The sequence below is a fragment of the Cupriavidus mimosae genome (assembly GCF_023952485.1).
Lineage (GTDB): Bacteria > Pseudomonadota > Gammaproteobacteria > Burkholderiales > Burkholderiaceae > Cupriavidus > Cupriavidus taiwanensis_C.
The window spans coordinates 227,191-247,172 of sequence record NZ_JALHRY010000003.1 but is presented as its reverse complement, the minus strand read 5'-3'; the positions used below and the strand labels follow the sequence as shown (position 1 = coordinate 247,172).

At 66.8% G+C, this 19,982-nt stretch carries 21 protein-coding genes; 6 read left to right on the top strand and 15 right to left on the bottom strand.

Annotation, left to right across the window (positions count from 1 at the left end; translation table 11 throughout):
• Positions 1–13 precede the first annotated feature (13 nt).
• From MKD50_RS07525 to MKD50_RS07500, 6 genes are all read right to left on the bottom strand, one after another.
• Positions 14–1,090 (bottom strand): branched-chain amino acid ABC transporter permease, encoded by a 1,077-nt coding sequence (locus tag MKD50_RS07525; RefSeq protein ID WP_115703516.1) that lies wholly within the window; start codon positions 1,088–1,090, stop codon positions 14–16.
• Between the two features lie 10 nt (positions 1,091–1,100).
• Complete coding sequence (locus MKD50_RS07520) at positions 1,101–2,129, bottom strand: branched-chain amino acid ABC transporter permease (protein ID WP_240072245.1); 1,029 nt, start codon at positions 2,127–2,129, stop codon at positions 1,101–1,103.
• A 49-nt stretch (positions 2,130–2,178) separates the two neighbouring features.
• Complete coding sequence (locus tag MKD50_RS07515; protein WP_116312706.1) at positions 2,179–2,919, bottom strand: ABC transporter ATP-binding protein; 741 nt, start codon at positions 2,917–2,919, stop codon at positions 2,179–2,181.
• The gene (locus tag MKD50_RS07510) at positions 2,912–3,673 is read right to left on the bottom strand and encodes an ABC transporter ATP-binding protein (RefSeq protein WP_252666883.1); all 762 of its coding nucleotides are present in this window, start codon (positions 3,671–3,673) and stop codon (positions 2,912–2,914) included. Before MKD50_RS07510 ends, MKD50_RS07515 begins: the two co-directional genes overlap by 8 nt.
• 92 nt (positions 3,674–3,765) lie before the next feature.
• Complete coding sequence (locus tag MKD50_RS07505) at positions 3,766–4,953, bottom strand: substrate-binding domain-containing protein (protein ID WP_252666760.1); 1,188 nt, start codon at positions 4,951–4,953, stop codon at positions 3,766–3,768.
• A gap of 117 nt (positions 4,954–5,070) precedes the next feature.
• A complete protein-coding gene (locus tag MKD50_RS07500; RefSeq protein WP_115680462.1) occupies positions 5,071–5,730 on the bottom strand; it encodes a TetR/AcrR family transcriptional regulator in 660 nt (219 codons plus the stop codon).
• A gap of 262 nt (positions 5,731–5,992) precedes the next feature.
• Between MKD50_RS07500 and MKD50_RS07495 the strand changes: the two genes are divergently transcribed.
• The gene (locus MKD50_RS07495) at positions 5,993–6,868 is read left to right on the top strand and encodes an alpha/beta fold hydrolase (RefSeq protein ID WP_252666759.1); all 876 of its coding nucleotides are present in this window, start codon (positions 5,993–5,995) and stop codon (positions 6,866–6,868) included.
• Here the strand turns inward: MKD50_RS07495 and crcB are convergent.
• From crcB to MKD50_RS07460, 7 genes are all read right to left on the bottom strand, one after another.
• On the bottom strand, positions 6,850–7,230 hold the full coding sequence (gene crcB, locus MKD50_RS07490; protein WP_240072250.1) for a fluoride efflux transporter CrcB: 381 nt from the start codon (positions 7,228–7,230) through the stop codon (positions 6,850–6,852). The genes MKD50_RS07495 and crcB overlap by 19 nt on opposite strands.
• Positions 7,230–7,715 (bottom strand): molybdopterin synthase catalytic subunit MoaE, encoded by a 486-nt coding sequence (gene moaE, locus MKD50_RS07485; RefSeq protein ID WP_252666758.1) that lies wholly within the window; start codon positions 7,713–7,715, stop codon positions 7,230–7,232. The genes crcB and moaE overlap by 1 nt, the downstream gene beginning before the upstream one ends.
• A gap of 1 nt (position 7,716) precedes the next feature.
• Positions 7,717–7,974 carry a molybdopterin converting factor subunit 1 gene (moaD, locus tag MKD50_RS07480; protein ID WP_111517778.1) on the bottom strand — a complete coding sequence of 86 codons (258 nt, stop codon included), beginning with the start codon at positions 7,972–7,974 and terminating at the stop codon, positions 7,717–7,719.
• Between the two features lie 31 nt (positions 7,975–8,005).
• A complete protein-coding gene (locus tag MKD50_RS07475; RefSeq protein WP_252666757.1) occupies positions 8,006–9,244 on the bottom strand; it encodes a molybdopterin molybdotransferase MoeA in 1,239 nt (412 codons plus the stop codon).
• Positions 9,245–9,414: 170 nt separating this feature from the next.
• On the bottom strand, positions 9,415–10,860 hold the full coding sequence (gene thrC, locus MKD50_RS07470; protein WP_115703531.1) for a threonine synthase: 1,446 nt from the start codon (positions 10,858–10,860) through the stop codon (positions 9,415–9,417).
• Between the two features lie 32 nt (positions 10,861–10,892).
• On the bottom strand, positions 10,893–12,203 hold the full coding sequence (locus MKD50_RS07465; protein ID WP_252666756.1) for a homoserine dehydrogenase: 1,311 nt from the start codon (positions 12,201–12,203) through the stop codon (positions 10,893–10,895).
• Positions 12,204–12,253: 50 nt separating this feature from the next.
• A complete protein-coding gene (locus MKD50_RS07460) occupies positions 12,254–13,489 on the bottom strand; it encodes a pyridoxal phosphate-dependent aminotransferase (protein ID WP_062802206.1) in 1,236 nt (411 codons plus the stop codon).
• A 314-nt stretch (positions 13,490–13,803) separates the two neighbouring features.
• Here MKD50_RS07460 and MKD50_RS07455 point away from each other — a divergent pair, with 314 nt between their 5' ends.
• From MKD50_RS07455 to MKD50_RS07435, 5 genes are all read left to right on the top strand, one after another.
• Positions 13,804–14,187, top strand: a complete 384-nt coding sequence (locus MKD50_RS07455; RefSeq protein WP_115703535.1) for an Mth938-like domain-containing protein — start codon at positions 13,804–13,806, stop codon at positions 14,185–14,187.
• Between the two features lie 145 nt (positions 14,188–14,332).
• Positions 14,333–14,797, top strand: a complete 465-nt coding sequence (locus tag MKD50_RS07450) for a peroxiredoxin (protein WP_252666755.1) — start codon at positions 14,333–14,335, stop codon at positions 14,795–14,797.
• A gap of 422 nt (positions 14,798–15,219) precedes the next feature.
• Positions 15,220–16,923 (top strand): PhoH family protein, encoded by a 1,704-nt coding sequence (locus MKD50_RS07445; RefSeq protein WP_252666754.1) that lies wholly within the window; start codon positions 15,220–15,222, stop codon positions 16,921–16,923.
• A gap of 129 nt (positions 16,924–17,052) precedes the next feature.
• On the top strand, positions 17,053–17,460 hold the full coding sequence (locus MKD50_RS07440) for a hypothetical protein (RefSeq protein WP_115703537.1): 408 nt from the start codon (positions 17,053–17,055) through the stop codon (positions 17,458–17,460).
• 47 nt (positions 17,461–17,507) lie between these two features.
• Positions 17,508–18,188, top strand: coding sequence for a C40 family peptidase (locus MKD50_RS07435; RefSeq protein ID WP_252666753.1), 681 nt, complete (start codon positions 17,508–17,510; stop codon positions 18,186–18,188).
• Between the two features lie 69 nt (positions 18,189–18,257).
• Here MKD50_RS07435 and MKD50_RS07430 read toward each other — a convergent pair whose 3' ends face one another.
• Both MKD50_RS07430 and MKD50_RS07425 read right to left on the bottom strand, forming a co-directional pair.
• On the bottom strand, positions 18,258–19,265 hold the full coding sequence (locus MKD50_RS07430) for an inorganic phosphate transporter (RefSeq protein WP_012353079.1): 1,008 nt from the start codon (positions 19,263–19,265) through the stop codon (positions 18,258–18,260).
• Between the two features lie 13 nt (positions 19,266–19,278).
• Entirely contained in the window at positions 19,279–19,905 is a 627-nt protein-coding gene (locus MKD50_RS07425; RefSeq protein ID WP_010809517.1) for a DUF47 domain-containing protein, read from the bottom strand.
• Positions 19,906–19,982: the final 77 nt, after the last annotated feature.

Genomic DNA, 19,982 nt, shown 5'->3' with positions numbered 1-19,982 from the left:
GGCTAGCCTCCGCTCAGCTGGCGATGTCCTGGACCGGGCCGCTACCGCGCAGCCGGCCCACCACGCCCTGCGGGAAATAATAGACGCTCAGCACGAACAGCAGGCCCAGCCATAGCAGCCAGCGGTCGGGATGCAGCAGCGCCGACAGCAGCGGCAGCGCGTTGGTGCCGTCGCTGGCCAGCTTCATCACGTCCTGCAGGTAGGTCTGCGCCAGCAGGAACAGCACGGTGCCGATCACCGCGCCGTAGAGCGTGCCCATGCCGCCGATCACCACGATCAGCAGGATATCGACCATGATCTCGAACGACAGCGAAGTGTCGGGCCCGTTGTAGCGCAACCAGATTGCCATCAGCACGCCCGCCAGTGTGGCGAACATGGCGGACAGCACCGTCGACACCGTGCGGTAGACCACGGTGCGGTAGCCGATCGCCTCGGCGCGGAAGTCGTTCTCGCGGATTGCCTGCAGCACCCGGCCGAACGGCGAATTGACGATGCGCAGCAGCGCCAGGAACAGCACCAGCGCGCCGGCGAATACCAGGTAGTAGCTGAGCAGCTTGCCGCTCAGCGGCACGCCCAGCCATTCGGCGTCGCCCAGCGTAAAGCCGGGGCGCAGCACCTCCGGCACCTTGAAGGTCAGCCCGTCCTCGCCCCCGGTCCACTCCGACAACTGCGAGACCAGCGTGGCGAAGGCGGTGGCCACCGCCAGCGTGATCATGGCGAAGAAGATCGCCCGCACCCGCAGCGAGAACAGCCCGATCAGGAAGGCCAGCAGCGCCGATACCGCCAGCGCGCCGGCGGTGCCGGCCAGCAATGCGCCCCAGCCCGGCTCCATGCGTGACATGGCGATGGCCACGCCATAGCCGCCGATGCCGAAGAACATGGTGTGGGCAAACGAGACGATGCCGGTATAGCCCAGCAGCAGATCGTAGCTGGCCACCAGCACCACGAAGATGCAGATCTTGGCCGCCATGTTGAGCGCGCGCGCGCCGGGGAACGCAAACGGCGCGCATGCCAGCGCAATCAGGATCAGCAGCAGCAGCGCCGCCAGCACGCGGCTGCGCGGCAGGTCGCCGGAGAGAAGTCGGATCATGTCGTTCTCCTCAGCGCCGCGCCACCGGGAACAGCCCTTGCGGGCGCCACAGCAGGATCAGCATCATCAGCAGGATGTTGGAGAACAGCGCAACCTTTGGGAACAGGAAACCGGTGTAGTTGGCCATCAGCCCCACCAGCAGTGCCCCGACAAAGCAGCCGGTGGTTGAGCCCAGTCCGCCGATGATGATCACGATGAAGATCAGTACATTGACCTGCGCCCCGATCGCCGCCGTGATGTTCTGCTGGTACAGCCCCCACAGCACGCCGCCCAGACCCGCCAGCGCGGCGCCAGCGACGAACACGCCGACGAACAGCCGGCGCACCCGGTACCCCAGCGCCTCGACCATCTCGCGGTTCTCCACCCCGGCGCGGATCAGCAGGCCGATGCGGGTGCGGTTGAGCAGCAGCAGCATGGCGATGAAGATCACCAGCCCCAGCGCCATCGCGATCAGCCGGTACTTCTCGATCGCCGAGTCGCCCAGCAGCACCGCGCCGCGGAAGGTGGTGGGCACCTGCAGCGCGATGGTTTCCGGCCCCCAGATCGCCTTGATCAGCTGCTCGGCCACGATCATGCCGCCCATCGTGATCAGGATCTGCTTCAGGTGCTGCCCGTAGACCGGACGCACCACCACGCGTTCGAAGAAGAGCCCGACCGCGCCGGCTGCCACCATCGCCGCGGCGATCGCCAGGGCAAACACCGACAGGTTCAGCGCCAGGCTGTCGGCCTCGGCCCAGCCCGCCAGCGGCAGCAGCACCGAGGCCGCGACATAGGCGCCCAACGCGATAAAGGCGCCATGGCCGAAGTTGAGCACGTCCATCAGGCCGAACACCAGCGTCAGGCCGGACGACACCACGAAGATGATCATCCCCATCGCCAGGCCGGCAATGGTCAGCGTGAGCCAGGTCGACGGGCTGCCGACCAGCGGAAAGGCCAGCAGCATCAGCAAGGGCGCGAGCGCCAGCGGGGTCCAGTCGAGGCGGACGCCGGGCGGTGCGGCCGGAGTTGCGGCCGGCAAGGTGGTTGATGAAGTCGTCATGTGCTTGTTCGTGCTGATTGTGTGCTCCGGCCTGCGCAAGCGCAAAGGCCTACTGGTGCGCCGCCAGCGACAACCCCAGCAGCCGCTGCTGCAGCGCCTCGTCCTCCGCCAGCGCCGCCATCGTGCCGCTATGCACCGTGCGGCCATCGTCCATCACCACCACCGTATCGCCCACCGATTTCGCCATATGGAAGTTCTGCTCCACCAGCAGGATCGACACCTCGGTCTGCTTCAGCTCGCGGAATACATGGATCATGTTCTGGATGATCGCCGGCGCCAGTCCCTTGGTAGGCTCGTCGACAATCAGCAGCTGGCGCGGCTCGATGATGGCGCGCGCCACCGACAGCATCTGCTTCTGCCCGCCCGAGAGCACGCCGGCGCGCTGGTGCCAGAACGTCTTCAGCGCGGGAAACATGCGGAATACCCAGTCCAGCCGGCGTTCGTCGATGGCGCCGGTGCGGGCGGCGAGGCGCATGTTCTCGGCCACGGTCAGGTCGGAGAACACGCTCATGTTCTCGGGCACGTAGGCAATGCCGGCCTGCGCGATCGCCGGCGTGCTGTGGCGCGTGATGTCGGCGCCATTGAAGCTGACGGTGCCGGCGCTGGCCTGCCACAGGCCCATGATGGTGCGCAGCGTGGTGGTCTTGCCGGCGCCGTTGCGCCCCAGCAGCATGGTCACGCCGCCGCGCGGCACCGCGAAGCTGACGCCATGCAGGATGTGATACGGGCCGATATGGGTCTGCACGTCACGCAGTTGCAGGATCGGCTGCGCCGCGGTCGCCTCAGCCATGGCTGCCCTCCTCTTCCGGCAGGCCCAGGTAGGCCTGCTGCACCACCGGCGACGCAATCACCTCGGCCGGATCGCCATCGGCCACCAGCGTGCCGTTGTGCAGCACGATGATGCGGTCGGCCAGCGAGCGCACCACGTCCATCTTGTGCTCGACCAGCAGCACGGTCTTGCTGCGGTCCTGGCGGATCTCGCGGATCAGGTCCAGGATCACCGGCACTTCGTCGACGCTCATGCCCGCGGTGGGCTCGTCGAACATGAACACGCGCGGCTGCAGCGCGAGCAGGATGCCGACCTCCAGCTTGCGCTGGTCGCCGTGCGGCAGCGATGCCACCGTCAGCTGGCGCTTGCCGGCCAGCGCCACGCGTTCCAGGATGGCCATGGCCTGCGCCTGCAGGTTGCGGTGGCGCGACCACATCGAGAACAAATCGATGCCGCGCTGCTGCCGCGCCTGCACCGCCAGGCGCACGTTCTCCAGCACCGACAGCTGCGGGAACAGGCTGGTCAGCTGGAACGCGCGGCCGATGCCGCGCCGGGTCTTCTGCGACACAGGCAGGCGCGTCACGTCCTCGCCGTCGAGCAGGATCTGCCCGGCAGTGGGCGGCAGCTGTCCCGAGATCAGGTTGAAGTACGTGGTTTTGCCGGCGCCGTTGGGGCCCACGATGCAGGTCAGCTCGCCGGGCCGGAACGCGCACGACACCGCATTCACGGCCACATGCCCGCCAAAGCGGATGGTGAGCCCGCGCGTTTCCAGCAACGGCCGCAAGTCGGACGCCGCCGCGCCAGCGAGCTGGCCCGCCGGCTGCGAAGGCGCCGGCGCGGTCCTGGCGAAAGAGGCTGGCGCGTCCATCAGCGGTGGTTGCGCACGGGCACGTTCATTTCCTCGGGCCTGATCTCGCGCACCAGCTCCGGCACGCCCCAGGCAAAGGCCGGGTCCACCTTGATCTTGAAGTGGTACATCGACTGCATCGCCTGGTGGTCTTCCTTGCGGAAGGTCATCCTGCCCTTGGGCGTGTCGAACGACATGCCTTCCATCGCCGCGATCAGCTTCTCGGTGCCGGTTTCGCCATGCGTCTTCTTCAGGGCTTCGACCAGCGCGATGCCCGCGCTCATGCCGCCGGCGGTGAAGAAATCCGGCGGCGCCTTGAACTTGCTGTAGTGGTTGGACACCAGCCACTCGTTGGCCTTGTTTTTGGGGATGCCGAAGTAGTAATAGGTAGCCCCTTCCATGCCGGGGAAGTTCTTGTAGCTGGCCATCGCGGGCAGGATGTTGCCGCCGGTGGCGATCTCGATGCCGTAGCGTTTCGGGTCCAGGTCGGCGATCTTGAACGGGTTGCCGGCGCCGGCCCAGATGATGAAGATCACCTTGCGGCCGGGCTTGTCCTTGAGCGAATCGAACAGCCGCTGCGCGCCGGCGGTGAAGTCCGTGGTGCTGGTCGGCAGGTATTCCTCATGGACGATCTTTGCGTTCTTCAACGCGCCCTTGAAGGCCTTCACGCCATCGCGTCCGAAGGCATAGTCCTGCGCCAGCGTGGCGATCTGCACGCCCGCCTTGTCCAGCGCCACCGCATTCGAAATCGCGTCCTGCGACGAATTGCGGCCGGTGCGGAAGATATAGCGGTTCCACTTGTCGCCGGTGATGGAGTCGGCCACGGCGGGCTCGACCAGCAGCACCTTCTTGTATTCCTCGGCCACCGGCAGCATCGCCAGCGCCGTGCCGGACGAAGTCGGGCCCACCGCGATGTCGGCGCGATCGTCGCTGTAGGCCGCGGCCAGCTGGGCCTTGGCCACGTCCGGCTTGCCCTGGGTGTCTTTCTCGATCACCACCAGCTTGTTGCCGTTGACGGTCATGGTGCCGTTGGTGGCGTATTCCAGGCCCATCATCAGGCCGGTCTGGGTCTGCTTGGCATAGGCCTCGAGCGCGCCGGTCTTGTCGTAGACGTGGGCGATGCGAATATCCTTGGCCAGCGCGGCGCCGGCGCCGAGCAGCGCGGCGGCCAGGGCCAGGGCGCGTAAGGCGTGGGGGTTGCGATGCATTGCGGTCTCCTCGGTTCGGTCTCGTTTGTGTTTGTAGGGATGAAACCTGCTGCAACTGCGTGGCATGCCGGCTGGCGGCGCATGCGGGCCGGTACTGCGCAATCGGGCCTATCGCGCCTATCGCGTCTGGCGCGGCTGCAGGCCGTGCGCGATCAGGTCGAACGCGGTGTCGACCACCTTCTCCATCGACGGCGGACGCTTCCAGCGCGCATAGCGCATGCCGAGGAAATTGCTGATGCCGATGAGGCACCAGGCGCGCACCTCGGCATCGCCGGGCACGATCTCGCCCTGCTCTTCGGCGCGGGTCAGGCGCCGGCTGTAGAGCTCGGCGAATACCTGGAAATAGCTGCTGTAGATGGTCTCGTCCACCGAGTAAGAATCCAGCACGATCCGGTACAGGTTCTTGTGGCGCGAAACGAAGGACAGGAACGCCTTCAGCCCCAGGCGCTCGGCCTCCATCTGGGTTTCGGCCGCGGCCACGTGCTTGCGCAGGTGCGCGCGCACCAGTTCGAGCATGTGCGCGACCAGCGCGCGGAAGATGTCTTCCTTGTCCTTGAAATACAGGTAGAAGGTGCCCATCGCCACCTTGGCTTCCTGCGTGATCTCGGAGATCGACGCGGCGTAGTAGCCCTTCTCGCCAAACACTTTCTCGGCGGCGCGCAGCAGCGCCTCGCGTGTCTTCTGCCCGCGCGCGGTCTTGGGCGGGCCCATGCCGCCGGCCGGGCCGGTGGCGTCGACGTCGGCTATGCCGGTGTCGCCAGTCTGGGTGGTGGACATCTTGTCTCCGGTGGCGCTGCGCGCCTTGTCATGGAAATGCCGACCGCTGCCTGTACTGCCAGTGCCGGCAGATTGTCGGCAGGCGCCTCCTCGCCCCTGCCATCGCCCCGCCGTCGCCTGGAACCGACATTCAGGCAAAACCTGATATCTGATTCATGTTTCATCGTATAAATTGCAAAGCGTGGATGTCAATAGAGGGGCACCCTCACCCCGGGCGGCATGCCGGGCATCCTTTACCCCTCCAGCCTGCCGAGACACGCCGTTGGACGCTTCCGATCCGGTACCCGCCAGCCCCGCCGCGCCGCCCTATGCGCTCCATCCGGCGCGCGGCGACCTGCCCGGCTGGCGCGAGGCCGGCCAAGGGCGGCCGTTGCTGCTGCTGCACGGCTGGTCGGTCAACGGCGCGGCCTTTGACGGACAGCGCGCGCTGGCGCTGGCCGGCTTCCGCGTGATCGCGCCCGACCATGCCGGGCATGGCCTGTCGCGGCAGCGCGCGGGCGCGACCGTCGCGGCGCTCGCGTGCGACGTGGCCGCGCTGGTCGCGCACCTCGGACTGGCTGACGTGGTGGTGGCGGGCTGGTCGATGGGCGCGATGGTGGCCTGGGCCCTGCTGCGCGACCAGCCGCAACTGCCGCTCGCGGCGGTGGGCAGCATCGACATGACGCCCCGCATGGTCACCGAGCAGGGCTGGCCGCATGGGCTGCACGGCCATTACGAGTTGACCCATGCCCGGCAGATGGCAGAGCGCGTCCGCGCCGATTGGCCCCGGTTGGCGCCGTCGGTGGCATCAGGCTTGTGGGCGGCAGGGCGGCGCCCGGAGGCGGCGGCGACGCAGCGCGTCGCGCACATGGCGCAGCAGTGCAATGCCGCGGCGCTGGCCAGCTTGTGGGAAGACATGGCGCGGCAGGATTTCCGCGACACGCTGCGCGCGGCGCGGCTGCCACTGTTCCATCTGTATGGGGAGTCCAGCCGCCTGTATGCGCCGGCAGTGGGCATTGCCACGCGGGCCCTGCAGCCAGCGGCGGGGTTCAGCGTGGTGCCCGGCGCGGGCCACAGCCCGCATATGGAGCAGGCGTCCGCCTTCAACGCAGCGCTGCTGGCCCTGATCCGGGACGCCGATCAGGCCAGCATGCGGTAGGTCCAGAGCCCCAGCGCGGTCAGCAGCAAAGAGCCGCCGAGATGCAGCAGCAGGTGCATCGCGGCCCAGCCGTAGTCACCGGCCATCAGGTTGGCCACGACCTCGCTCGAGAACGTCGAGAACGTGGTCAGCCCGCCGAGGAAGCCGGTAATGGCCAGCAGGCGCCATTCCGGTGGCAGGCCGGCATGGGTGTCGAAAAAGCCGACCGCCAGCCCGATCAGATAGCCGCCGAGCAGGTTGGCCGCCAGCGTACCGTACGGCATCGCGGGATTGATGGCATTCCAGAGCACCGCGAAGCCCCAGCGCAGCCATGCCCCCGCCGCGGCGCCGACACCGACGGCGACAAATCCCAACGGCCCCATCAGGACTGGTCCTGGCCGCTGGCGTTGATCGACTGGATGCCCCAGCGCTTCAGCGCGTCTTCATCGGTCACCCGTGCATCGACCCAGCGCGCGCCCTCCGGCGTTTCTTCCTTCTTCCAGAACGGCGCTTCGGACTTGAGGTAGTCCATGATGAATTCGCACGCGGCGAAGGCATTGCCGCGATGCTTCGATGCCACCGCGACCAGCACGATCTGGTCCAGCGGCAGCAGCGGGCCGACACGATGGATGACGGTGACGCCCAGCAGCTCCCAGCGCGCGCATGCCGCCGCCTCGATCTGCGCCAGCGCCTTCTCGGTCATGCCCGGGTAGTGCTCCAGCTCCATCGCGCTGACGGCGCTGCCCTCGCTGACGTCGCGCACGGTGCCGATAAAGCTGGCCACGGCGCCGACCTGCGGGTTATCGGCGCGCAGTGCCGCGACTTCGGCGCCGAGGTCGAAATCCTCACGCTGCACCCTGACGCTCATCTCAGCCTCCGGTCACGGGCGGGAAAAACGCGACTTCGCAGCCGTCGGCGAGCGCGGTATCGGCGCGGGCCACGGCGTGGTCGACGGCCATGCGCAGCGCGCGGCCCTCGGCTAGGGTCTCGGCCCAGGCGCCGCCGCGCTGGCGCAGCCACTGGCGCAGCGCGCCGACGGTGCGCACCTCGGGCGGCACGTCGGCGCGCTCGGCGGACACGCCCAGCTGCTCGCGCACGCTGGCAAAGAATCGGAGTTCGATGATCATCGCTGCCTTCTGCATCGGGTCATGCCGGCCGCTACGCGAGCAGGCCGTCAAACGGAATGAACTGCACGGTGTCGCCGCGCGCGATCGCCTGGTTGGGCGGATTGTCGATCAGGCCATCGCCCCAGACGGTGGAGGTGAGCACGCCGGAGCTCTGGTTGGGGAACAGGTCCAGCCCGCCCTCGGCGTTCAGGCGCGCGCGCAGGAATTCGTTGCGGCGGTCGCCCTTGTTCAGCTCGAAATCGGCGCGCAGCGGCAGGCGCCGCGGCGTCACGTCAACCACGCCCTGCAGGCGCAGGATGAACGGGCGCACGAACAGCAGGAAGGTCACGAAGCTGGATACGGGGTTGCCCGGCAGCCCCAGGAAAAATGCCGGCTCGCTGCCGTTGCCGACCTGTCCGAACGCCAGCGGCTTGCCCGGCTTGATCGCGATCTGCCACATATCGAGCCGCCCTTCGGCCTCGACCGCGGGCTTGATATGGTCTTCCTCGCCGACCGAGACGCCGCCCGAGGTAATGATCAGGTCATGGCCCTGCGCCGCGCGGCGCAGCGTCTCGCGCGTGGCGGCCAGCGTATCGGGCACGATGCCGAAGTCGCTGACCTCGCAGCCCAGGTTTTCCAGCAGGCCGCGCAGCGTGAAGCGGTTGGAGTTGTAGATCGCGCCCGGCTTGAGCGCTTCGCCCGGCATCGCCAGTTCATCGCCGGTAAAGAACACCGCGACGCGCACGCGGCGCACCACGTCGAGCTTCGCCTGGCCGACCGACGCGGCCAGCCCCAGCGCCTGCGGCGTCAGCCGCGTGCCGGCCGGCAGGATCACGCTGCCGGCTTCAATATCCTCGCCGGCGCGTCGCACCCATTCGCCGGACTGTGGCACGTGGTTGACGATCACGTCGTCGCCTTCGGCCGTGCATTGCTCCTGCATCACCACGGCATCGGCGCCGGGCGGGATCAGCCCGCCGGTGAAGATGCGCGCCGCAGTGCCTGGCTCCAGCGCGGTGCCGACATGGCCGGCGGGAATCCGTTGCGACACGCGCAGCCGGGTGCCGGCGGCCGGCACCTCGGCGGCGCGCAAGGCGTAGCCGTCCATCGAGGTATTGTCGGCCGGCGGCACGCGCAGCGTGCTCGTCACCGGCGCGGCCAGCACGCGGCCGTTGGCGGCCAGCGTATCGATCGACTCGGCCTGCGCCAGCGGCCGGGCGGCGCCAAGCAGCGCGTCGAGCGCCTGGGCCATGGTCAGCATCGGGGGACGGGAAGGTGCTGCGGCTTGGGTCATGGTGCGATGTGCAAATAGGTTGGCCCACGAAAAACGGCCCGCGCATTGCCGGGACCCGCGCGCGGGCTGGCAATCCGGGGACCGTGGATCGGGCCCGCAGCCTGATTGTAGCGAGTTGGCCCGGACCCGGCATGCGGCGGCGCCGCAGCCACGTCCGCAGCTCCCCGCGCTTACAGGCCGGTGTGGCGGGCGATATAGGCCTTCACCTGCGCTGCGTCGGCCGGCATCACCTCGAAGCGCTGCGGCAGGCTCTCGATGCCCTCGAACTTCGCCGGGCGCTCCGGTTCGCGGCCGAGCGCTTCGCGGATGGTGTCGGCAAACTTGGCCGGCAGCGCGGTTTCCAGCACCACCATCGGCACGCCCGCGCTGAGATGCTCGCGCGCCACCTTGATGCCGTCGGCGGTATGGGTATCGATGGTGATGCCATAGCGCGACGACAGGTCGCGGATGGTCGCCAGCCGGTCCTCGTGCGTGCTGCGTCCCGAGACGAAGCCAAACTGGCGGATGCGGTCGAATTCCGGCGTGCCGGCCAGGTCGAAGCCGCCTTTCTCTTCCACGTCGCGGAACAGCGCGGCCAGCTTGCCGGCATCCTGGCCCAGCAGGTCGAACACGAAGCGCTCGAAGTTCGAGGCCTTGGAGATGTCCATGCTCGGGCTGGAGGTGTGATACGTCTCCGCCGACTTGCGCACGCGGTAGGCGCCGGTGCGGAAGAACTCGTCGAGCACGTCGTTCTCGTTGGTGGCGACCACCAGCTTGTCGATGGGCAGGCCCATCATGCGCGCGATATGGCCGGCGCAGACATTGCCGAAGTTGCCCGACGGCACGCAGAACGAAACCTTCTGGCCCGGGCCGTCGGTCGCGAGCAGCCAGCCCTTGAAGTAGTACACCACCTGGGCCACCACGCGCGCCCAGTTGATCGAGTTGACCGTGCCGATCTTCTGGCGCGCCTTGAACTCGTGGTCGTTGGAAACGGCCTTGACGATGTCCTGGGCATCGTCGAACACGCCTTCGATGGCGAGGTTGAAGATGTTCGGGTCCTGCAGGCTGAACATCTGCGCGGTCTGGAACGCGCTCATCTTGCGGTGCGGGCTCAGCATGAACACACGGATGCCGCGCTTGCCGCGCATCGCGTATTCGGCGGCGCTGCCGGTGTCGCCCGAGGTCGCGCCCAGGATGTTCAGCTCCTGCCCGGCGCGCGCCAGCGCGTACTCGAACAGGTTGCCGAGCAGCTGCATCGCCATGTCCTTGAAGGCCAGCGTCGGCCCGTTGGACAGGCCCAGCAATTGCAGCTTGGTACCGCCTTCCTCGCCCAGTGTACGCAGCGGCGTGATGTCGGCGGTGTTATCGCCCTCGCGCGCGTTGCAGTACACCTCGGCGGTATAGGTCTTGCGCGTCAGCGCGCGCAGGTCCTCGGCGGGAATGTCATCGCAGAACTTGCGCAGGACCTCGTAAGCCAGGTCGGCATACGGCAGCTTGCGCCAGGCCTCCAGCTCGTCGGCCGTGACTTGCGGATACTGCTTGGGAAGGTACAGGCCGCCATCCGGGGCCAGGCCGCCGAGCAGGATCTCGGAGAACGATTGCGGCATGTCATGGCCGCGGGTCGACTGGTATTTCATGTGGCTCTGCAGTGGCTATGCGGTGGCTGCGCTTAGTTCAGTTCTTCCATGCGCAGGCGCGTCACGTCGGACAGCACGGTCGACAGCGCCTCGATCTTGGCGATGGCGGCGTTGACGTGCTTCTCGCGCGTGATGTGCGTCAGGATGATGATGTCCGTCTGCGGCTCGCCTTCGCGCGATTCCTTCTGCAGCATGGCATCGATCGAGATGCCGCCCTCGGCCAGGATGCGGGTGATCTCGGCCAGCACGCCGGTCTCGTCGGCCACGCGCATGCGCAGGTAGTACGAGCTGTTGATCTCTTCGATCGGCAGCACCGGTACGCTCGACAGTTCGTCCGGCTGGAACGCCAGGTGCGGCACGCGGTGCTCGGGGTCGGCGGTGTGCAGGCGGGTCACGTCGACCAGGTCGGCGATCACGGCCGAGGCGGTCGGCTCGGCGCCGGCACCCTTGCCGTAGTACAGCGTCGCGCCCACGGCGTCGCCCTGCACCAGCACGGCGTTCATCGCGCCTTCCACGTTGGCGATCAGGCGCGCGGCCGGCACCAGCGTCGGATGCACGCGCAGTTCCACGCCATCGTCGCGGCGGCGCGTGATGCCCAGCAGCTTGATGCGGTAGCCCAGTTCCTCGGCGTACTTGATGTCGGTGGCGGACAGCTTCGTGATGCCTTCCACGTGCGCGCGGTCGAATTGCACCGGCATGCCGAAGGCGATCGCGCTCATCAGCGTGACCTTGTGCGCGGCGTCGACTCCCTCGATGTCGAAGGTCGGGTCGGCCTCAGCGTAGCCCAGTTGCTGCGCTTCCTTCAGGACCACGTCGAAATCCAGGCCCTTGTCGCGCATCTCGGACAGGATGAAGTTGGTGGTGCCGTTGATGATGCCGGCGATCCACTGGATGCGGTTGGCGGTCAGGCCTTCGCGCAGCGCCTTGATGATGGGGATGCCGCCGGCCACCGCGGCCTCGAACGCGACGATCACGCCCTTCTTGCGCGCGGCCTCGAAGATCTCGTTGCCGTGCACGGCCAGCAGCGCCTTGTTGGCGGTGACCACGTGCTTGCCGTTCTCGATCGCCTTGAGCACCAGCTCGCGCGCAATGCCGTAGCCGCCGATCAGTTCGATGACGATGTCAATGTCGGGGCGGTTGACCACCGCGTTGGCATCGCTGACGACTTCCACTTCCCCGTTGGTCAGTTCGCGCGCGCGTTCGGTGTTGAGATCGGCCACCACGGCAATCTCGATGCCGCGGCCGGCGCGGCGACGAATTTCTTCCTGGTTGCGCTTGAGCACGTTGAACGTGCCGCTACCGACGGTACCGATGCCGAGCAGGCCAACTTTGATGGGGTTCATGGACAAATCTTCTGAGTTGCTAAGGATGGGTTGCGGCGCGGCCGGCCGGATCAGGCCGCTGCCTTGCCGTGGCGTTTTCGGTAGGCCTCGAGGAAGCGCGCGATGCGGCCGATGGCCTCGCGCAAGTCTTCCTCGTGCGGCAGGAACACGATGCGGAAATGGTCGGGCCGGGCCCAGTTGAAACCGGAGCCCTGCACCAGCAGCACCTTGGACTCCTGCAGCAGTTCATAGATGAACTCCTGGTCGTCCTGCACCGGGTACATCGACAGGTCCAGCTTCGGGAACAGGTACAGCGCCGCCTTGGGCTTGACGCAGGTCACGCCCGGAATCGCGGTGATCAGTTCGTAGGCCAGGTCGCGCTGACGGCGCAGGCGCCCGCCTTCGGCGACCAGGTCGTTGATGCTCTGGTAGCCGCCCAGCGCGGTCTGGATCGCCCACTGGCCCGGCACGTTGGCGCACAGGCGCATCGACGACAGCATGTTCAGGCCTTCGATATAGTCGATGGCCGGGCGCTTGTCGCCCGACACCACCATCCAGCCGGCGCGGTAGCCGCACGAGCGGTAGTTCTTCGACAGGCCGTTGAAGGTTACCGTCAGCACGTCGGTGGACAGCGAGGCGATCGAGGTATGGGTGTTGCCGTCGTACAGGACTTTGTCGTAGATCTCGTCGGCAAAGATGATCAGGCCGTGCTCGCGCGCGATCGCGACAATCTCGAGCAGCAGCTCATCCGAATACAGCGCCCCGGTGGGGTTGTTCGGGTTGATGATGACGATGGCCTTGGTATGCGGCGTGATGCGCGCGCGGATATCGGCCGGATCGGGCATCCACTCGTTGGACTCGTCGCAGATGTAGTGCACCGGCGTGCCGCCCGACAGGCTGACCGCGGCGGTCCACAGCGGGTAGTCCGGCGCCGGCACCAGCACTTCGTCGCCGGTATTGAGCAGCGCGTTGACGGCCATCACGATCAGCTCGGAGGCGCCGTTGCCCACATAGATATCGTCCAGGCCGACGCCTTCGATATTTTTTTGCTGGGTATAGTGCATGATCGCCTTGCGCGCGGCGAAAATGCCCTTGGAATCGGAATAACCTGCCGAATTCGGCAGGTTTCGCATCATGTCCTGCTGAATTTCCTCCGGCGCATCGAAGCCGAACACCGCCAGGTTGCCGATATTCAGCTTGATGATCTTGTGCCCTTCTTCCTCCATCTGCTTGGCCTTTTCCAGCACCGGCCCGCGGATGTCGTAGCAAACGTTATTGAGTTTGTTGGATTTCTGGATGGGTTTCACGGCGATGTCGGGCAAGCGTGGCGTGCCGCAGCGGCGGCACCGGACTGAGAATCGGGGCGGTCTGACAGAATCTGAAAGAATGCGGAGGCGCCGTCCGCTGCGATGCAACGCAAACGTGGCAGACAGGAAGGCAAAAGCTATAATTTATCGGATTATGACAGACTTCGGCAGGGATTCTTGCATTGCAGCGTGCGCCGTCCGCGCGCACCGCGGCCGCCTGCCCGCTGTCGTCCATTCACTGCCCGCCCGGCCCGCCGGCCTTCCGCTCCGCGGACCCGCCCGCGAGCCCCGCCAGCCACCGCCGAGATCCCCAAGTGAAACTCCACGCCGACCAGCCCCAGTCGCTCAACACCGTCACGGCCTACGGGCCCGGGTATATCGAAATCAACCTGGTGCGCCATACCAGCTCGGTGCTGGTCATGCCGGAGGGCGACGTGCGGCCCTGGCCGGTCGACCGCTTCGAAGACCTGGAGCCCGCGCATTTCGAGCAGCTGTCCGAACTGGGGCCTGAAGTGGTGCTGCTCGGGACCGGCTCGCGGCTGCGCTTTCCGCACCCGCGCCTGACCGCATCGCTGGCGCGCCGCCATGTCGGCGTCGACGCCATGGACATGCAGGCCGCTTGCCGCACCTACAACATCCTGATGGCCGAGGGCCGCAAGGTGGCGGCGGTGCTGCTGCTCGAGCCCGAGGCCACCTGACGCGGCCCCTGCGGCGAAAGTTGAGCAGTCGCCACGCTTGAAGTCCGCGCGAGGCGCCCCAATCTGCTCGCGCTGAGGCGGCAGCCCCTCTCCCGATTCCAACGATCTCACCGATCCCCTGCCCCTCCCCCAAGGAGCCACAAGCATGACCGTCAGTCTCAACAAGGCCATCCCCGACTTCAGCGCGCCGATGACCGGCGACGCCACCTTCCGCCTGGCCGACTACCGCGGCAAGACGGTGGTGCTGTACTTCTACCCGAAGGACAACACGCCGGGCTGCACCACGGAGGCGATGAACTTCCGCGACCAATATGAGGATTTCGAGAAGGCCGGCGTGCAGGTATTCGGCATCTCGCGCGACAGCCTGCGCTCGCATGAAAACTTCAAGGCCAAGCTGGAACTGCCGTTCGAACTGATCTCCGATGCCGACGACAATGTGTGCACATTGTTCGATGTCATCAAGATGAAAAAGCTGTATGGCAAGGAGCACCGCGGCATCGAGCGCAGCACCTTCGTCATCGACGGCAAGGGCATCCTGCGACACGAGCTGCGCGGCATCAAGGTACCCAACCACGTCGACGAAGTGCTGCAGATCGTGCGCGGCCTCTGAAGCATCGCCGCAGGTTTGCGTTGCCCGTAACGGCTCCGATCCGGACGCGCCGAGGCAAACGTTGGCGAACCCAATTGCCAAACCCAAAGCCTTCAGATACATTGGCCCGTAATGAGTTCAGATTCCGGATGCCACGCTGTTTCGACTCCCCGGCCCAGGCGCTTCCTGCCACAGGCCGGTAGCGGACCTGCCATGTCGGCAGTCCGCCCAAGAGCCGCCAACCCTGTTCCGCAGGCATGGCGGCTTTTTTGTTTGCAGCCACGTCTGTCCTCATGGTTGTCCGCGCCGGGCGCCTCGCGCATGCATGCCCCGGCCCGGGTCCGCCACGCTGCTCCGAAGCCGTCGCACGCTGACGAGATCGCGCGGCGCCGCGGACCGGACATCCCCGCCCCCTTCTTGTCCCCCTGAAAGGAAAGCCAAGCATGCCGCTGCCTACCATGCCCGCCAAGCCTGCCCAATTGCTGGACCCGAGCGAGTTTGCTCCGGTTTCCGCGGTGCCTAAGGCCAAAGCCGCCACACAGGGCAAGAAACCTGTGCCGGCGCTCGAGCGCGTGGCATTGCTGGAAACCGGCGACACGCAGGTGCCTGAAGTCAAGGCCCGCGCCGCCGGCGGCACCCGCGCCCGCAGCGCCGAGACGCCCGCCGTATCGACGCCGGCCGTCACCGCCGCGCCGGTGAGCCTGGTCAAGCCGTCGACCGGCACCACGCGCCGCGCGCGCAAGGCCGAAGGCCCGAGCAAGCTGTTCGTGCTCGACACCAACGTGCTGATGCACGACCCGGCCTCGCTGTTCCGCTTCGAAGAGCACGACATCTACCTGCCGATGATGACGCTCGAGGAGCTGGACAACCACAAGAAGGGCATGAGCGAAGTCGCGCGCAACGCGCGCATGGTCAGCCGCACCCTCGATTCGCTGGTGGGCGGCACCGACGGCGTGCTCGACGAGGGCCTGTCGCTGGCCAGCCTGGGCAACCGCGATGCGCAGGGCAAGCTGTTCTTCCAGACACGCCTGAACGACATCAAGCTGCCCGAAGGCCTGCCGCAGGGGAAGGCGGACAACCAGATCCTGGGCGTGGTCAGCGCGCTGCAGCAGCAGTATCCCGAGCGCCAGGTGGTGCTGGTGTCGAAAGACATCAACATGCGCATCAAGGCGCGCGCGCTGGGCCTGCCGGCCGAAGACTACTTCAACGACCAGGTCCTCGAGGACAAGGACCTGCTCTACGCGGGCGTGATGCAGCTGCCCGGCGACTTCTGGGCCAAGCACGGCAAGGGCGTCGAAAGCTGGCAGGATCCCAAGTCCGGCGCCATGTTCTACCGGCTCACCGGCCCGCTGGTGCCGTCGTTCCTGGTCAACCAGTTCGTCTACCTCGAGCCCGTGGATGGCAGCCTGCCGCTGTATGCGCAGGTCAAGGAGATCAATGGCAAGACCGCGCTGCTGCAGACCCTGAAGGATTACACGCACCACAAGAACAACGTGTGGAGCGTAACCGCGCGCAACCGCGAGCAGAACTTCGCGCTCAACCTGCTGATGAACCCGGACATCGACTTCGTCACGCTGCTGGGCCAGGCCGGTACCGGCAAGACGCTGCTGGCGCTGGCGGCCGGGCTTGAGCAGGTGCTGGACCAGAAGCTCTACAACGAAATCATCGTCACCCGCGCGACCGTGCCGGTGGGCGAGGACATCGGCTTCCTGCCCGGCACCGAGGAAGAGAAGATGCAGCCGTGGATGGGCGCGTTCGACGACAACCTCGAAGTCCTGCAGAAGAGCGACGACAGCGCCGGCGACTGGGGCCGCGCCGCAACGCAGGAGCTGATCCGCTCGCGCATCAAGGTCAAGAGCATGAACTTCATGCGCGGCCGCACCTTCGTCAACAAGTTCGTCATCATCGACGAGGCGCAGAACCTGACGCCCAAGCAGATGAAGACGCTGGTGACGCGCGCCGGCCCCGGCACCAAGATCATCTGCCTGGGCAACATCGCGCAGATCGACACGCCGTACCTGACCGAGGGCTCGTCGGGCCTGACCTATGTGGTCGACCGCTTCAAGGGCTGGAGCCATAGCGGCCATATCACGCTGGCACGCGGCGAACGCTCGCGCCTGGCCGACCACGCCGGCGACGTGCTCTGACGCGGACCGCGGGCCCGGGCACCCTTCCATGAGAAAGGGGCCCGGGCCCGCTGTCGTGAGCGGCAAGCGCAATGCGGCTATGATGTCCGCACGTCCGCTTGTTGTCCCGCATCCCCACTGGAGGCGTCGATGAACCCACAGCATCTCCGCCTGGCCGCGCTGATCGGCGCCGCCATGTTCCTGACCAGCCCGCCTCAGGCGCGCGCGGCGGCTGACGACCTGGTGATACGCACCATGGGTCCGGTCAGCTATGTCTGCGGCGGCGTCGCCGAAGACGAGCGCCAGGCGCTAAGCGAGCGCGAGAAGGATTTCAATATCGGCATCCTGTTCACGCAGGGCACGGCGGGCGAGTTCCTGTCCGATGTCGCGGTCAAGCTGGTGCGCGACGAACAGGAGGTCGCAAGCTTCCGCGCCGCCGGGCCCCGCTGCCTGATACGTGCGCCCGAAGGCAGCTACAATATCGAGGCCAGTTACAAGGGCCAGGCCAAGTCGATCAAGGTCAGCACCGGTACGCGCAACGCCCAGCTACGCTGGTAGCGGCAAGGCTTCCGGTGCGCCGGCAGGCCGGCGACCGGAATCCAGCGATGCCATTGCGCCGTACCCGTAGTTCTTCCCGTCCTTCCACACTGTCCGGCCCGCTTGCCCGGGCCGGCCTGCCACTGCTCTGCGCCGCCGCGCTGCTGCTGGCAGCGTGCGCCAGCTCCCCACCCTCTCGCCATGGCAGCTTGCCGCGTACGCCCGGCAAGCCCATGACCGATCCCAGCGCCGGGCTGGAGGAAATCTCGATCCAGGCGATGTCGCTGGTCGGCACCCCGTACCGCTACGGTGGCAATACGCCCGATGCCGGCTTCGATTGCAGCGGCCTGGTGCGCTACGTGGTCGCGCGCGCGGCCAATGTCAACTTGCCGCGCACCACCGAGGCCATGGGCACGCGCGGCAGCTCGCTCGACCGCAGCGAAGTCGCGTCGGGGGACCTGGTGTTCTTCAACACCACCGGACGCGCCAACTCGCACGTTGGCATCTACGTCGGCCAGAACCGCTTTGTCCATGCACCATCGTCCGGCGGCACCGTGCGGCTGGAGGACATGGGCAAGCCCTACTGGGCCTCGCGCTACAACGGCGCGCGGCGCGTGGTGGCCGGTGCGGTCAACCTGCCGCCGGCACCGGCGACACCGGTGCCCGCGCCCGCCCCGGCGCCCCTGGTGCCGGAACCTGCCCCGCTGCCCGACGACGACGATCCCATCGCCGCCTTCGCCGACCGCTGAGAGGCTGGCGTTGGCAAATAAAAAAGCCAGGCATGTGCCTGGCTTTTTGCATGAGCGGCCGATCCCGCGTTACAGGATATGGCGGCCGATCCACCATGCAATCGCCGCCATGAAGGCCGAGGCCGGAATCGTCAGCACCCAGGCCCACACGATATTGCCGGCCACGCCCCAGCGCACCGCCGACATCTTCTGCGACGAGCCGACCCCGACGATGGCGCCGGTGATGGTATGCGTGGTCGACACCGGCACGCCCAGCGCCGAGGCAAAGAACAGCGTCAGCGCACCGCCGGTCTCGGCGCAGAAGCCGCCCACGGGCTTGAGCTTGGTGATCTTCTGGCCCATGGTGCGCACGATGCGCCAGCCGCCGAACAGCGTGCCCATGCCGATCGCGACGTAGCAGCTGACGATTACCCAGGTCGGCGGCGGATCGCCGGCGAGCACGTGGCCGCTGGCGATCAGCAGCATCCAGATGATGCCGATGGTCTTCTGCGCATCATTGCCGCCATGGCCCAGGCTGTACAGCGAAGCCGAGACCAGCTGCAGCCGCCGGAACCAGCGGTCGACGCGCGATGGCGGCGTGCGGAAGAAGGTCCAGCCGACGATGACCATCATCAGCGAGCCCAGCAGGAAGCCGAGGAACGGCGACACCAGGATGAACGCCACCGTCTTCAACAGCCCGCTGGCCACCAGCGCGCCGGTGCCCGCCTTGGCCACCGCGGCACCGACCAGTCCGCCGATCAGCGCGTGCGACGACGACGACGGAATGCCGTAGTACCAGGTGATGACGTTCCACGCGATCGCCCCGACCAGCGCGCCGAAGATGACATAGTGGTCGACCACCCCGCCCTGGATGGTGCCGGTGCCGACCGTGGCGGCCACCTTCAGGTGGAAGACGAAGATCGCGACGACGTTGCACATCGCCGCCATCGCCACCGCATGGTGCGGCTTGAGCACGCCCGTGGACACCACCGTCGCGATCGAGTTGGCCGCGTCGTGGAAGCCGTTCATGAAGTCGAACAGCAATGCCAGCGCCACCAGCAAGGCGATCACCCACAGGCTCATTTGTATGGTCTGCATGCCGATTGCCGCCTCAGGCGTTTTCCAGGACGATGCCTTCGATGATGTTGGCGACGTCCTCGCACTTGTCGGTGATCGTCTCGAGCTGCTCGTAGATCGCCTTCAGCTTGATCAGGCGCTTGACGTCGGTCTCGTCGCGGAACAGCTTGGACATCGCCGAGCGCATCACGCGGTCGGCCTCGGATTCCAGCTGGTCGATCTGCTGCGCGGTCTTCAGGATGGTGCTGGCGTTGCCCATGTCCTCGAGCAGGCCCACCGCGATCTTGACCTGGTCGCAGCACTGCACGCAGATCGCGGCCAGGCGCAGCGCCTCGTCGGTCAGGTTGGTCACGTCATACAGCGAGATGGTCTCGGCCACGTCTTCCATCAGGTCCAGGATGTCGTCCATGGTCGTGATGAGCTTGTGGATCTCGTCGCGGTCCAGCGGCGTGATGAAGGTCTTGTGCAGCAGGTCGATGGTGTCGTGCGTGATGCGGTCGGCCTTCTTTTCGGTGGCCTGGACGCGCCGGGCATGGGCCTCGGCGTTGGGCAGGTCGTTGACCAGGGCCTGCAGTTCATGGGCGGCGGTCACCGCGCAGTCGGCGTGCTGGTTGAAATATTCGAAGAACTTGCCCTCGGTGGGCATGAATCGGCCGAACATGGAATGTTCCTTGTGGCAGCGTGGTATCGCTGCGGATGGTGTTGCGGGATTAAGCGGACGCGAGCATGACCGCCGCG

Bases quoted from the DNA above. Each gene is read 5' to 3' on its own strand.
- MKD50_RS07525 (WP_115703516.1), bottom strand. From the start codon at position 1,090: ATGATCCGACTTCTCTCCGGCGACCTGCCGCGCAGCCGCGTGCTGGCG.
- MKD50_RS07520 (WP_240072245.1), bottom strand. From the start codon at position 2,129: ATGACGACTTCATCAACCACCTTGCCGGCCGCAACTCCGGCCGCACCG.
- MKD50_RS07515 (WP_116312706.1), bottom strand. From the start codon at position 2,919: ATGGCTGAGGCGACCGCGGCGCAGCCGATCCTGCAACTGCGTGACGTG.
- MKD50_RS07505 (WP_252666760.1), bottom strand. From the start codon at position 4,953: ATGCATCGCAACCCCCACGCCTTACGCGCCCTGGCCCTGGCCGCCGCG.
- MKD50_RS07500 (WP_115680462.1), bottom strand. From the start codon at position 5,730: ATGTCCACCACCCAGACTGGCGACACCGGCATAGCCGACGTCGACGCC.
- crcB (WP_240072250.1), bottom strand. From the start codon at position 7,230: ATGGGGCCGTTGGGATTTGTCGCCGTCGGTGTCGGCGCCGCGGCGGGG.
- moaE (WP_252666758.1), bottom strand. From the start codon at position 7,715: ATGAGCGTCAGGGTGCAGCGTGAGGATTTCGACCTCGGCGCCGAAGTC.
- moaD (WP_111517778.1), bottom strand. From the start codon at position 7,974: ATGATCATCGAACTCCGATTCTTTGCCAGCGTGCGCGAGCAGCTGGGC.
- MKD50_RS07475 (WP_252666757.1), bottom strand. From the start codon at position 9,244: ATGACCCAAGCCGCAGCACCTTCCCGTCCCCCGATGCTGACCATGGCC.
- thrC (WP_115703531.1), bottom strand. From the start codon at position 10,860: ATGAAATACCAGTCGACCCGCGGCCATGACATGCCGCAATCGTTCTCC.
- MKD50_RS07465 (WP_252666756.1), bottom strand. From the start codon at position 12,203: ATGAACCCCATCAAAGTTGGCCTGCTCGGCATCGGTACCGTCGGTAGC.
- MKD50_RS07450 (WP_252666755.1), top strand. From the start codon at position 14,333: ATGACCGTCAGTCTCAACAAGGCCATCCCCGACTTCAGCGCGCCGATG.
- MKD50_RS07445 (WP_252666754.1), top strand. From the start codon at position 15,220: ATGCCGCTGCCTACCATGCCCGCCAAGCCTGCCCAATTGCTGGACCCG.
- MKD50_RS07440 (WP_115703537.1), top strand. From the start codon at position 17,053: ATGAACCCACAGCATCTCCGCCTGGCCGCGCTGATCGGCGCCGCCATG.
- MKD50_RS07435 (WP_252666753.1), top strand. From the start codon at position 17,508: ATGCCATTGCGCCGTACCCGTAGTTCTTCCCGTCCTTCCACACTGTCC.
- MKD50_RS07430 (WP_012353079.1), bottom strand. From the start codon at position 19,265: ATGCAGACCATACAAATGAGCCTGTGGGTGATCGCCTTGCTGGTGGCG.
- MKD50_RS07425 (WP_010809517.1), bottom strand. From the start codon at position 19,905: ATGTTCGGCCGATTCATGCCCACCGAGGGCAAGTTCTTCGAATATTTC.